Raw genomic sequence first — 13296 nt, forward strand, 5'->3', positions numbered from 1 at the left:
GGCCAATTTTTTCAGGACAGCTTGCCATATAGAAAATACGTTTAATCAACCTCTGAGCTATGCCAACATTGAATTAAGGGATAATATGTCAACCACTCAATTATACTCGATCGGCTCAAAAGTTTTTTTTGAAATAAAGCCCAAGGTGAAATCTTCATTCAAAATGAAGGGGGAATTGTATAATGACGATTCCCCCAATGCCATTATGCAAATAAATGATAATTAATATGTTTACTCTGGACGGATATTTGATTTTAAAGATATTATACTAAATAAGGAAAAGAAAATGAAGATCATTGCAGTCGGAATGAATTATGCCAATCACAATAAAGAGATGCATCATTCGTTAGAATTATCAGAGCCTACCCTTTTTATGAAGGGAGATTCAGCTTTGCTGAAAGACGGAAAGCCGTTTTTTATTCCGGATTTTTCGTCGGACGTACAATACGAAACGGAGATTGTCGTCAGGATCAGCCGGTTGGGGAAAAACATAGCGGAACGGTTTGCCGATCGTTATTATGAGGAGGTGACTGTCGGTATCGACTTTACCGCCCGTGACCTGCAAACCGACTTGAGGAAGAAGGGATTGCCCTGGGAGATCAGTAAGGCTTTCGATTCCTCAGCCGTTGTGGGAGAGTTTGTCCCGTTGGGCAGAGTGGGAAAGATCGCGGAACTTCCTTTCCATCTGGATCTCAACGGCAAGAAGGTACAGGAGGGAAATACGGCTTGGATGCTTTTCCCGGTAGACAGGATTATCGCCTATGCCAGTCGCTTCTTTACCTTGAAGATCGGGGATTTGATTTACACCGGTACGCCGGCGGGAGTCGGTCCCGTTCATATAGACGATCATCTGGAGGGATATATCGGGGAACGTAAGTTGCTTGATTTCTATGTGAGATAAAAAAAAGAATGTATGCGAAGGAAATTATACGGGCTGTTCCTTTTTGCTTTTTGCCTTTTCACCACCGCCTGGGCGGACGGGAGCCAATATGCAAACAAGTCGGTCCTTGCCGAGGGTAAATGGGTAAAGATACGGGTCAGTGAGACGGGTATCTATAAATTGACGGATGCGGAGCTCCGGAAGATGGGCTTTGCCGATCCGTCCAAAGTGTCCGTTCACGGATATGGCGGCGCGCCTCTGTCCGAAGACTTCTCGGCTTCTTATATCGATGACCTGCCGGCGACGGCAATCTGGCGCGGGGAGGGGTACCTCTTGTTTTACGCCCAGGGTGCGACGCAATGGAGCCAGGTCAAATCGGACGGGCAAACGACCTTCGAGCATGTGAATAATCCCTATTCCATCTACGGATACTATTTTCTGACCGATGCGACGGAGACCAAAACAATGGCGGAGGTGCCTTCTTCGACGGAAGGAGCTTCGCTGAAAATAGAAACGTTCGACGATTATTTCCTGCATGAAAAGGAACTTTATTCCGTGGCGCAGTCGGGGCGCCAACTCTTTGGCGAATCCTTTGTGACGAATCTTTCGCAGACTTTTCCTTTCAGTATTCCGGGCATTACGTCGGAAGATGCGCTTGTTTCTTTCCGGTTTATTTCCAAGACCAGTAATTCTACTGCGCGCGTTACGCTGAAGGTCGACGAGGCCTCGCTCACACCTGTCAGCAGTTGGAGTATCCTTCCCTATGTCAATGATGATTTTTCCACATACACGAAAGCAAAAGAAGTACGTGGGAACGGTATATGGAGCGGCGAAAAGAGCCAAACACCCAAAATAAACATCACTTATAGCCAGTATGGCGATGAAAATACGCATCTGGATTATATCCGGCTGCATGTCAAACGAACATTAAAAGCTTATAATGAGCCTTATCTCCTTTTCCGAAGCCTTCGTTCGGTCGATAATATTTCGAGGTTCGTGATTAAGGAGGCGACGTCTTCGATGTTGGTCTTTGATGTAACAGACCGGCTGAACCCCCAAAAGATAGAAACACAATTGAGCGGTACGGAGCTCTCTTTCACCCTGCCCAAGAGCATTGCCTTGCGTGAATTTGCCCTTATCGATCTGTCGAAAACCTTCCCGGCTCCCGAAACAGTCGGCGAGGTGGCGGTGCAGAACCTGCACGGCATGGAGCAAACGGACATGATTATTGTCGCACCTTCCGCTTTTGTCAAGGAGGCGGAGCGCCTGGCCGAAGCGCATCGCGGACAAAACGGATTGACGGTCGGCGTCGTTACGCCCGAGGCGATCTATAATGAGTTTTCGAGCGGTACGCCGGATGCTACCGCCATCCGCCGTTTCATGAAGATGTTTTACGACCGGAGCGCTTCGGAAGCGGATGCTCCCGACTATCTCTTGCTTTTCGGTGACGGAGCTTATGACAACCGCTTTATCTCGTCCGAATGGAACCGGGTAAAGCCGGATAATTATTTGTTGACTTACCAGTCGGAAAACTCGATGAACGTCTATTCTTATGTGACTGATGATTATTACGGAAGGCTCGGGAACGACGAGCGTGTCCGCTTGGGAATCGGGCGTTTTCCCGTCCGGACGGCGACGGAAGCGAAGGCGGCTGTCGATAAGGTTATTACTTATATGGATAACACATCGAAAGGAAGTTGGAAAAACAAAGTTCTTTTTGTAGGGGATGACGGAAGTTCGATAGACAATCCTCCATATTCTACCGTCCATATGATCCAATCTGATACGTTGGCCCAACTGGTCGAATCGAATTATCCGGAGTTCCTGGTAAACAAACAGTTTTTCGATTCATTCGTTAAGAATAACGCGGGAGGGAATTCTACTTATCCGGATGTCAAGTCGAACATCCAAAAGCAATTGAAAGAGGGGCTTATGCTGATTAATTATACCGGGCACGGAAGTGCGGAGGCCTGGAGCGATGAAAAGGTAGTGACTAAAACCGATATCAACCAGTTCACTTATACCAACCTGCCGCTTTGGATTACCGCCTCTTGCGACTTTACTCCTTTCGACCAGATGGCGACTTCGGGAGGAGAGGATGTTTTCCTGAGGCCCAAGAGCGGAGGGATTGCTTTGTTTACGACAACCCGGGTCGCTTTTTCCGTTCCGAATCTTAATATTAACCAAGCGTTCCTGAAAAACCTTTTTCAGAAAAAGGACGGAAAAAGGATGACGCTGGGGGAAGTGGTGAGAAAAACGAAGGAGGATATGTATAATTCTTATCGTTCTTATGCCAACTGCTTTATGCTTGTCGGCGATCCGGCTTTGACGCTGGCTTATCCCGGGCTTGACATGAAGGTGACCGAGGTCAACGGCATCCCCGTTACCGGCAATCCGGTACAATTCAAGGCCTTGGAAAAGATCACGGTCAAAGGCGAGATAATTACTGATGGAGGAGAGAAGGCGACTGATTTCTCCGGCTTACTGTCTGTGACCATTCTGGATAGCCAGATCAAACGGACGACTTTGGACAATAATCATACGGGACGGCCCTATACCTATACCGATTACCCGAATTCGATTTATATAGGGAACGACTCGGTGCGGAGCGGTGAATTCTCCTTTACCTTTATGGTTCCGAAAGATATCTCCTATTCCAACGACTATGGGAAACTGAACCTTTATGCCGCTGATGAGGCGAGCGGAAACGAGGCGCATGGAAGTTTCAAGAACTTCCGGATCGGCGGGACCTCCGAAGAGGTAGAAGAGGATACGGAAGGACCGGAAATCCGCCAGCTCTACCTGAATGATTCTATTTTCGCCGAGGGCGGGAAAGTCAACGAAACGCCTTTCTTCGTCGCCAGGCTATGGGACAAGAGCGGGGTGAATATCAGCGGAGGAAGTATCGGGCACGATATGACATTGATGATCGACGGCAATCCCTACCTGACCTATACGCTGAACTCATATTACCAGACCCTTGTCGGAAGCGACGGGGAGGGATTGGTGAAGTTTTCCATCCCGGCACTGGAGACCGGCATCCATACGGGCGAATTTAAAGTCTGGGATATCCAAAACAATCCGACGACGCAGGTTTTCACCTTCGAGGTCGTGGAAGGATTGAAGCCCTACGTGACGGAGCTTTATGCGGCGCCGGTTCCAGCCCGTGAAGAAGTGACCTTCCATCTTTACCATAACCGGCCGGAATCTTACCTCCGCGTCGGCCTGCAGGTATTCGATATGGCGGGACGTTTGCAATGGAAGCACGAAGAGAGTGGCTCGTCCGATTTGTTCAAGGCATATGAAGTGACCTGGGACCTGACGAACGGGGCGGGCTCCCGCCTCCGGCCGGGCGTTTATTTGTATCGTGCGGCCATTAGTACCGGCACTTCGCAGGAGGCGAGCGAGGCCAAGAAATTAATTATCCTCGGACAATAAAGCCGCCGGGATTGAGTTTATAGATATACAAATTGATTTGTCTTAATGATAGAAAAAATGAGAAAGAGTTTTGCATTGATAGTTTGTCTTCTGGCCGTATCATTAATTTTAAATGCACAGGTAGATGATAATAAAATAGATCAGTTCAGCCCGATAAATACCGCTGTTCCTTCCTTGTCTATTGCGCCGGATGCACGCGGCGGAGGTATGGGGGATAATGGGGCGGCAACGACTCCGGACGTGGCTTCCCAATATTGGAACCCGGCAAAGTATGCCTTCCAGTACAGCAAAGCGGGCGTGTCGCTGGCCTATACTCCCTGGTTGCGTAAGTTGGTCAATGATGTGGCGTTGGCCTATCTGTCGGGTTTTTATAAGATAGGCGACAACGACCTGCAGGCTATCGGCGCTTCCGTCCGTTATTTTTCGTTAGGAAATGTGCCGACGTATGATTACGGGGGAATGCATCAGATGGACTTGAATCCGTATGAATTGGCGGTCGATCTCAGTTACAGCCGGAAATTATCCGAGTCGNAAGGTGACCGAGGTCAACGGCATCCCCGTTACCGGCAATCCGGTACAATTCAAGGCCTTGGAAAAGATCACGGTCAAAGGCGAGATAATTACTGATGGAGGAGAGAAGGCGACTGATTTCTCCGGCTTACTGTCTGTGACCATTCTGGATAGCCAGATCAAACGGACGACTTTGGACAATAATCATACGGGACGGCCCTATACCTATACCGATTACCCGAATTCGATTTATATAGGGAACGACTCGGTGCGGAGCGGTGAATTCTCCTTTACCTTTATGGTTCCGAAAGATATCTCCTATTCCAACGACTATGGGAAACTGAACCTTTATGCCGCTGATGAGGCGAGCGGAAACGAGGCGCATGGAAGTTTCAAGAACTTCCGGATCGGCGGGACCTCCGAAGAGGTAGAAGAGGATACGGAAGGACCGGAAATCCGCCAGCTCTACCTGAATGATTCTATTTTCGCCGAGGGCGGGAAAGTCAACGAAACGCCTTTCTTCGTCGCCAGGCTATGGGACAAGAGCGGGGTGAATATCAGCGGAGGAAGTATCGGGCACGATATGACATTGATGATCGACGGCAATCCCTACCTGACCTATACGCTGAACTCATATTACCAGACCCTTGTCGGAAGCGACGGGGAGGGATTGGTGAAGTTTTCCATCCCGGCACTGGAGACCGGCATCCATACGGGCGAATTTAAAGTCTGGGATATCCAAAACAATCCGACGACGCAGGTTTTCACCTTCGAGGTCGTGGAAGGATTGAAGCCCTACGTGACGGAGCTTTATGCGGCGCCGGTTCCAGCCCGTGAAGAAGTGACCTTCCATCTTTACCATAACCGGCCGGAATCTTACCTCCGCGTCGGCCTGCAGGTATTCGATATGGCGGGACGTTTGCAATGGAAGCACGAAGAGAGTGGCTCGTCCGATTTGTTCAAGGCATATGAAGTGACCTGGGACCTGACGAACGGGGCGGGCTCCCGCCTCCGGCCGGGCGTTTATTTGTATCGTGCGGCCATTAGTACCGGCACTTCGCAGGAGGCGAGCGAGGCCAAGAAATTAATTATCCTCGGACAATAAAGCCGCCGGGATTGAGTTTATAGATATACAAATTGATTTGTCTTAATGATAGAAAAAATGAGAAAGAGTTTTGCATTGATAGTTTGTCTTCTGGCCGTATCATTAATTTTAAATGCACAGGTAGATGATAATAAAATAGATCAGTTCAGCCCGATAAATACCGCTGTTCCTTCCTTGTCTATTGCGCCGGATGCACGCGGCGGAGGTATGGGGGATAATGGGGCGGCAACGACTCCGGACGTGGCTTCCCAATATTGGAACCCGGCAAAGTATGCCTTCCAGTACAGCAAAGCGGGCGTGTCGCTGGCCTATACTCCCTGGTTGCGTAAGTTGGTCAATGATGTGGCGTTGGCCTATCTGTCGGGTTTTTATAAGATAGGCGACAACGACCTGCAGGCTATCGGCGCTTCCGTCCGTTATTTTTCGTTAGGAAATGTGCCGACGTATGATTACGGGGGAATGCATCAGATGGACTTGAATCCGTATGAATTGGCGGTCGATCTCAGTTACAGCCGGAAATTATCCGAGTCGTTTTCAATGGCGGTCGCCTTGCGTTATATCCATGCGGATATGGGAGCGGGAGACCAGGATATGCAGGCGGACGGTGCGGTTGCCGCCGATATCGCCGGTTATATGGAGAAATATGTAGTCTTGGGTAGCAGCGAGTCGCTGTGGAGCTTTGGATTCAATATCTCCAATATCGGAAATAAGATTTCTTATGACGGAGGTACGACCAACCAGTTTATTCCGACGAACCTGAAGATTGGTACGGGTCTGCTTTATCCTTTGGACGATTACAACCGGATCGGGTTCTATCTCGACCTGAATAAATACCTGGTGCCGAGCGAACCGGTACGCGGATCCGACGAAACGGAGGAAACATTTGAGCAACGGGTGAGTGACTATAACTCGCTTTCTCCCATTACCGGTATATTCAAGTCCTTCAACGATGCGCCGGGCGGGTTCAGCGAAGAACTGAAAGAAGTCAACCTCTCGCTGGGAGTGGAATATAGCTATAACGACCAATTTTTTGTCCGCGGAGGTTACTTCCATGAAAACAAACTGAAAGGAAACCGCCAATATGCCTCTCTCGGCGTAGGTTTCCGGATGAATGTCTTCCAATTGGACGCTGCCTACCTGATTAGTACGGCGCAGACGAACCCGTTGGATCAGACGCTTCGTTTTACTCTCTCCTTTGATATGGACGGATTGAAAAACCTATTCTGATCTAGCAATGAAGATTCGCGTAGGTTTTGGTTACGATGTCCATGCTTTTGCTGTAGGCCGGGAACTCTGGCTGGGAGGCATCCGGATCGAACACACCGAAGGCTTGTTGGGGCATAGTGATGCAGATGTATTGATACATGCTGTTTGCGACGCCCTGCTGGGAGCTGCAGACCTGCGGGATATCGGTTTTCATTTTCCCGATACGGATGCCGAATACAAGAACATTGACAGCAAGATCCTGCTTCGGGATACGATGAAACTTATTCGCGAAGCGGGTTACGAACTGGGAAATATCGATGCGACCGTCGCCGCCGAACGTCCGAAGCTCAATCCTCATATCCCGCACATGAAAGATGTGCTGGCGGAAGTGATGGAAGTCGATGCAGGGGATATCTCCATTAAAGCCACGACTTCGGAGAAGCTCGGCTTTGTCGGCCGCCGGGAAGGTATTGCCGCCTATGCTACGGTCTTGATTATGGGGAAATGATAAAAAAAGCCGTACCTTTGCGGCTGCCGTGTGCTTGTATAACCACGTAAAAAACAAGAAAAATGAAAGAAAAAGTATCCGTTCCTTTCCTTCTATTGGCTATTTTATTTAATGTATGCCTGATTGCATCCAATTTGCTGGAGACGAAAGTCGTCCAGATCGGCTTCATTACGGCAACGGCCGGGTTGGTCGTTTTTCCGCTTTCCTATATTATTAATGACTGTATCGTAGAGGTTTGGGGTTATAAGAAGGCGCGGCTGGTTATCTGGAGCGGTTTTGCGATGAATTTCCTGGTGGTCGGCTTTGCGCAGCTTGCGGTCCTTCTGCCGGCCGCTCCTTTCTGGAAAGGGGAAGAGGGCTTTAATTTCGTGTTCGGAATGGCTCCGCGTATTGTATTGGCCAGCTTTATTGCTTTCCTGACAGGTTCCTTTCTGAATGCTTATATTATGAGTAAGATGAAAGTGGCTTCAAAAGGGAAGCATTTTTCACTTCGTGCGATTGTGTCGACATTGGTTGGCGAGAGTGCCGATTCTTTGATCTTCTTTCCGATTGCATTTGGCGGGTTGATTCCATTGGAAGCCTTGGGATGGATGATTCTGACACAAGCTTTATTGAAGTCCGCCTACGAAGTGGTGATCCTGCCGATTACCATCCGGGTAGTCAAGTATATAAAGAAGAAGGAGGGGAGTGACGTTTATGATGGCGATATCTCCTTTAATCCGTTAAAAATAAAAGATATTTGAGAGATGACAGAAGAAAAAGGAAAGCAGAGATTGATGGCATGGGTGGAGGCCGCCCGTCCGAAGACGTTACCGGCTTCCATCAGCCCGGTTTTAATCGGTTGTGCGTTGGCTTACCGGGAAGGAGTTTTTCAGTGGATACCGGCTGTCTTATGCCTGCTGGTGGCTTTGCTGGCGCAGATTGCAAGCAATTTTGCCAATGACTATTTCGATTATAAAAAAGGAGCGGATCGTGCCGATCGGTTAGGCCCCGAACGGGCAGTTGCTTCCGGTTGGATTTCTCCCCGGGCGATGTGGAAGGGGACGTTAATTACTTTGGGAATCGCCTGCCTGTGTGGTTTGGGCCTTTTGTTTTATGGCGGATGGGAACTGATCTTTGTGGGGATTGGAATTGCCTTTTGCGTGTTGGCCTATTCCGCCGGACCTTATCCGCTGGCTTATCATGGCTGGGGGGATTTCTGCGTCTTGTTGTTTTACGGCGTTATTCCGGTCTGCTTTACTTACTATGTGCAGGCGCTCTCTTTCTCCTGGTTGTCGCTCTGGCTCTCCCTCTCCATCGGCTTTTTGTCTATCAATATACTGGTGGTCAATAATTACCGGGATTATGAACAGGACATGTTATCCGGCAAACGGACGACAATCGTGCTTTTCGGCCGCAGGTTCGGGCAGGTGTTCTATCTGCTGAACGGCGTCTTGGCGATCCTTTTCGCGCTGCCGGTCTTGCTTTATAAAGGCTGGAACTTCTGGTTCCTGTACGCTTTCTTTTTTGTCCTTTTTGTCTTTACCTGGCAGGATCTCTGGCGGGTACAGGGAAAAGAATTGAACCGGACGCTCGGACAGACAGCGCGGAACGTCTTCCTTTTCGCTCTTTTGCTTAGCATCACTTTATTGCGATAATTAGCGCTTATTTAATTTTGCCCGGAAAAAGAGAAAAAGAGGAAATGAATTTCCTTTTTTCAAGGGATTCTCTTTATTTTTGCAAAATAGGCAAATGGCAAAAACGGAATAAAATGAAAAAGATAATAGGATTTTTCTGTTGTTTATTACTGCTCGGCGCTTGCCAGCAGCAGAAAGGATACGTCATCAACGGGACGGCAAAGAATGTAAAAGAAGGGAAGATTTATTTGCAGGTCTTCCGCAACAAGATGTATTTTGACGTGGATACAGCCGATATCGTCAACGGAAAATTTACATTCAAGGGGAAGGTGGAACAACCGGTGCTATACGGTTTGATCGCCGGCGAAATGAAATATCCGGTTCCTTTCTTTCTGGAAAACAAGAAGATCGATCTGACGTTGGAAGAAGACGGGAAGACGGTGACGATACCGGACTCACCGCTAAACGATTTGTTTTTCCTGAACGCACAGGAAGTGTTCCTGCCTGAATTCAGCATCGACCAGCTGGTTACGGAGCATCCCGAATCACCGGCCTCTGCTTACTACCTTTATCGTTACTTTACCTATCAGCTTCCGCTTGACAGCCTTAAAATCGTTCGCGACAAGCTGGCCCCATCGCTGGCGACCTACCCGTATGTGATGGAATTGGATTCGATCATTGCCCGGCTGGAAAAGGTGGAAATAGGGCAGACGGCTCCCGACTTCAGCTTGCCGGACGCTTCAGGTACGGAGGTATCGCTCGACAGTTTCCGGGGGAAATACGTGCTGCTCGACTTTTGGGCTTCCTGGTGCCCTCCGTGCCGCCGTGAGAATCCGAATATTGTCAAAGCTTTCCAAACTTACAAGAACAAAAACTTTACGATTATCGGCATTTCCTTGGACAAAGAAAAAGGCAGTTGGTTAAAAGCCATTGCCGACGATCAATTGGCGTGGACGCATGTTTCCGACCTGAAGTTCTGGGACTCGGAAGTTCCTGCCCTCTATGGCGTACGCGGTATTCCCGCCAATATCCTTTTGGATCCGGACGGCGTTATCCTCGCCAAAAATCTTTACGGAGAAGACTTGCAGAAGAAGTTAGCCGAACTTCTTCACTGAAAATAATTTGACCGGATGAGCGGTCAATAGGAGGAGAGCAACAGTCCTTCGGCCACTTCCCTGGCAACGGCCTCGCCTTGCAGGGCGCTCACGATAGCCAAACTGAAGTTGAAAACCAACCCCGGCCCTCTGCCTGTGATTACATTACCATCGATTTCTACCGGATTTTTGGTCACAGTCGCCTCAATAAGCGTGGATTCAAAGCCGGGATAACAGGTGGCTATCCGGCCCTTCAGGAAACCAAGTCCTCCCAGTACAAGAGGAGCGGCGCAAATGGCGGCGACTAATTTTCCCTGTCCGTAATGGGATATCAGGGCTTTCTTTAGCGGTTCGCTGGCTTTCAGGTTGCTTGCTCCCGGCATGCCGCCCGGCAGAACCAAGGCGTCTGCTGTGGAAAGATCGGCATCAGCTAAGAGTAAATCCGCTGTTACAATGATATTATGCGCTCCTTTTACTTCCTTTTTGTCCGTGACGGATACGATGGCCGCTTCCACGCCTCCCCGACGGAGGATGTCTGCCGTACCGATGGCTTCTGTTTCTTCGAAGCCAGTTGCTAAGAATACAAATGCCTTTTTCATGATCTGAACTTTTTTAGGTTATTTTAATGTGTAACGATAGGTTATCGTTCCACTTTGGTTATTTACACTGTTGATGTTGTTGAATTTAGCCTTCCGTGCCGCCTCCAGGGCGCTTTTGCGCATGGAGTCGTTGGCTATGTTGGTCCCTTTTCCGATCGTGGCGGATATGACGTCGCCGTCGGGATTAACCAGAATGTCTATTACAATCCGTCCTTCTTCCTGGATCGTGTAGGCAGGACGTGGAAGGGAACCTCCCCTTACGACACGCCCGTCCAGCTTCAATTGGGTGCCACCGAAACCGCCGACTCCTTCATATGGGCCCGTGTCCGAATTGCCGAAGGGGCTTCCCTGGTTGCCGATGCCGCTGGAAGCTGTGCCTTCGCTGTTGCTGGCCGTGTTTCCCATTCCGCCGAAAGCGCCGGCTACCTTGTCACTAATAGCCTGTCCTTTCCGTTTTTGTTCGTCGGCTTTGCGTTGCTCTTCCGCTTGTTGCTGGCGGATTCGCGCTTCTTCCCTGGCTTTGGAGTTGTCCACCTTCTTCTCCGGGATGGCTACGCTCTCTTCCATATCCTGGGTTACCACCTCTTTCTCCGATGATTTGGCAGGCGATTCGGGTGCCAGGTCGGGTGGGGCCGTCGGTTCGGAAGAAAGATTTCCGGTATACAGGGGTTCAAATTCACCGGATGCAGCATCCACAGTCCCGAAATTTACAAGGATCCCTCCGTCAAGGACTTCGGGCAGGTTGGTTTTCAAGAGCGAGGCCGTGAGAAACAGAATGATGGCTATGTGGATGAGCACGGAGCTGGTCAAGGCAATTACATTATCTTTCTTTTCGTTCATTTTCTTTTTTTGTTTAAGCGTGCGCCGGTTCATTTATGATGTCGAGAAATGTTGCAATGCAACTGTTTATACTGTTCCGAATCCGGTTCACTTTGATCACAAGATAAAAATAGGTAATTAATGCGAAAATACCAATGGATAGCCCGCTGATTAGCGGAAAAAGTGTTTCGCCCGGGAAAACCCTATTTCCGGAGGATTCCACCCAAAGGCAACTTGTCCCCAATAATCCGAACAGAGGCATGCCGATCATCAGAGCGGCCAACAGCGGGATTCCTTTCTTTAATTGGTTAAAAGCCTGCTCTTTCCGAATCTGAAGCATAAATACGATTTCGGTTACCGGCCTCCCCAGGTAGGAAATCCCCTTTTGGATAATTTCTGCGGCAGGGGTTTTCTGGCTCCGGCAGAGTTTGACGGCCGATTCGGTCTTACCTTCCGTCAGATAGTCCCTGATACGGTTCATGAATGTCTCTTCTTCCTGAATGCCCGAGGAAAGGCTTACCACCTTTTGAATTACATAATAAAGTGTAAAAAGAGCCAGCAGAACAAGGGCCGACAGGAAGAACCAACCCGTCGGTGTGAAGAGGGCGGACCAGTCGTCACCTATCGGAATCATTCCGTAAGGACTCGACAGGTCGGGCATCGATTCAGCCGCTTGTATTTTAATGTTTCCTAATATGAATAACATTTTTCTCTCTCTTTTGTCATGCGAAATCGTATGTATTCTCTCTTTTACGATTAAAATAGTTTCCGCAAAGCGTTATAATTGTTCCTCTTTCACTACATTTGCATTGAAAGTAGAGGCAAATTTAGTAGGATTTAGGGAATTAACGGAATATGTTGATAAAAGATTTTATAACAAAGGACTTTCCTGTGTTAAAAAGTTCGGACACCGGAGCGTATGCCATAACATTAATGGAAGATTTGAAAGCAAAGCATCTTCCCTTGTTATCGGAGGAAGGCGATTATCAGTCGTTGGTTTCGGAGAAGGAAGTCATGGGTATGCCGGATTTGGAGCATGCCTTGTCGACATTAGCTGTTTTTGCTCCCAGCGTACGAGTGGACGGGCATTGGCACGAGGTGCTGGGAAAGATGTCCCGTTATCATCTGACCGTCTTGCCGGTCGTATCGGAACGGGGCCGTTATCTTGGTGTCTTGACCGGTGAAACGGTATTAGATATATTTTCCCAGCTCTGCCATGCGGAAGAAAGCGGCAGTATCATTGTGCTGGAGATACTTCCGCAGGATTATGTCGTATCGGATATCGCCCGCATTGTGGAATCAAACAATGCCCATTTATTGAGCCTGCTTTCCCATCGGGATCCGGTAACGGGCCGGCTGATCGTCACGATCAAAGTCGACCTGGAGGATGCGTCTCCTCTCGTGCGTAGTTTTGAACGTTTCAACTACGAAATTCGTTATTATTATATGGAGCAGGGGATGGTGGACGATTTATTGCAACAGCGGATGGAAGAGTTAATGCGTTATATGAATATATAAATC

12 protein-coding genes and 1 pseudogene are annotated in these 13296 nt (G+C 48.8%); 10 read left to right on the forward strand and 3 right to left on the reverse strand.

Annotated features, from left to right (window positions below):
• Positions 1-286 precede the first annotated feature (286 nt).
• From BQ8014_RS04155 to BQ8014_RS04195, 9 genes and pseudogenes are all read left to right on the forward strand, one after another.
• Positions 287-901: a fumarylacetoacetate hydrolase family protein gene (locus BQ8014_RS04155; protein WP_080903261.1), complete on the forward strand. Its 615-nt coding sequence runs from the start codon at positions 287-289 to the stop codon at positions 899-901.
• 12 nt (positions 902-913) lie between these two features.
• A complete protein-coding gene (porU, locus tag BQ8014_RS04160) occupies positions 914-4318 on the forward strand; it encodes a type IX secretion system sortase PorU (RefSeq protein WP_080903262.1) in 3405 nt (1134 codons plus the stop codon).
• A 57-nt stretch (positions 4319-4375) separates the two neighbouring features.
• Positions 4376-4846, forward strand: a pseudogene (locus tag BQ8014_RS04165) (PorV/PorQ family protein); the annotation flags it as partial.
• A 7-nt stretch (positions 4847-4853) separates the two neighbouring features.
• Complete coding sequence (locus BQ8014_RS04170; protein WP_139785070.1) at positions 4854-5933, forward strand: hypothetical protein; 1080 nt, start codon at positions 4854-4856, stop codon at positions 5931-5933.
• A 45-nt stretch (positions 5934-5978) separates the two neighbouring features.
• Positions 5979-7160 (forward strand): type IX secretion system outer membrane channel protein PorV, encoded by a 1182-nt coding sequence (porV, locus tag BQ8014_RS04175; protein WP_087880484.1) that lies wholly within the window; start codon positions 5979-5981, stop codon positions 7158-7160.
• 7 nt (positions 7161-7167) lie between these two features.
• Positions 7168-7647, forward strand: coding sequence for a 2-C-methyl-D-erythritol 2,4-cyclodiphosphate synthase (gene ispF, locus BQ8014_RS04180; protein ID WP_080903264.1), 480 nt, complete (start codon positions 7168-7170; stop codon positions 7645-7647).
• 62 nt (positions 7648-7709) lie between these two features.
• The gene (locus tag BQ8014_RS04185) at positions 7710-8390 is read left to right on the forward strand and encodes a queuosine precursor transporter (protein ID WP_080903265.1); all 681 of its coding nucleotides are present in this window, start codon (positions 7710-7712) and stop codon (positions 8388-8390) included.
• Positions 8391-8393: 3 nt separating this feature from the next.
• A complete protein-coding gene (locus BQ8014_RS04190) occupies positions 8394-9284 on the forward strand; it encodes a 1,4-dihydroxy-2-naphthoate polyprenyltransferase (RefSeq protein WP_080903266.1) in 891 nt (296 codons plus the stop codon).
• A gap of 113 nt (positions 9285-9397) precedes the next feature.
• Entirely contained in the window at positions 9398-10378 is a 981-nt protein-coding gene (locus BQ8014_RS04195) for a TlpA disulfide reductase family protein (RefSeq protein ID WP_080905808.1), read from the forward strand.
• 23 nt (positions 10379-10401) lie between these two features.
• On the opposite strand, the gene BQ8014_RS18945 is transcribed toward BQ8014_RS04195, so the two are convergent.
• The 3 genes from BQ8014_RS18945 to BQ8014_RS04205 are packed head-to-tail and all read right to left on the reverse strand — an operon-like array spanning position 10402 to position 12481.
• On the reverse strand, positions 10402-10956 hold the full coding sequence (locus tag BQ8014_RS18945) for a DJ-1 family glyoxalase III (protein ID WP_087880485.1): 555 nt from the start codon (positions 10954-10956) through the stop codon (positions 10402-10404).
• Between the two features lie 18 nt (positions 10957-10974).
• Positions 10975-11796: a cell envelope integrity protein TolA gene (locus BQ8014_RS18950; RefSeq protein ID WP_087880542.1), complete on the reverse strand. Its 822-nt coding sequence runs from the start codon at positions 11794-11796 to the stop codon at positions 10975-10977.
• A 13-nt stretch (positions 11797-11809) separates the two neighbouring features.
• Positions 11810-12481, reverse strand: a complete 672-nt coding sequence (locus BQ8014_RS04205) for a MotA/TolQ/ExbB proton channel family protein (RefSeq protein WP_080903267.1) — start codon at positions 12479-12481, stop codon at positions 11810-11812.
• 149 nt (positions 12482-12630) lie between these two features.
• Here BQ8014_RS04205 and BQ8014_RS04210 point away from each other — a divergent pair, with 149 nt between their 5' ends.
• A complete protein-coding gene (locus tag BQ8014_RS04210) occupies positions 12631-13293 on the forward strand; it encodes a CBS domain-containing protein (RefSeq protein ID WP_080903268.1) in 663 nt (220 codons plus the stop codon).
• Positions 13294-13296: the final 3 nt, after the last annotated feature.

Origin of the sequence: Parabacteroides sp. Marseille-P3160, from assembly GCF_900162725.1 — a bacterium.
GTDB lineage: Bacteria > Bacteroidota > Bacteroidia > Bacteroidales > Tannerellaceae > Marseille-P3160.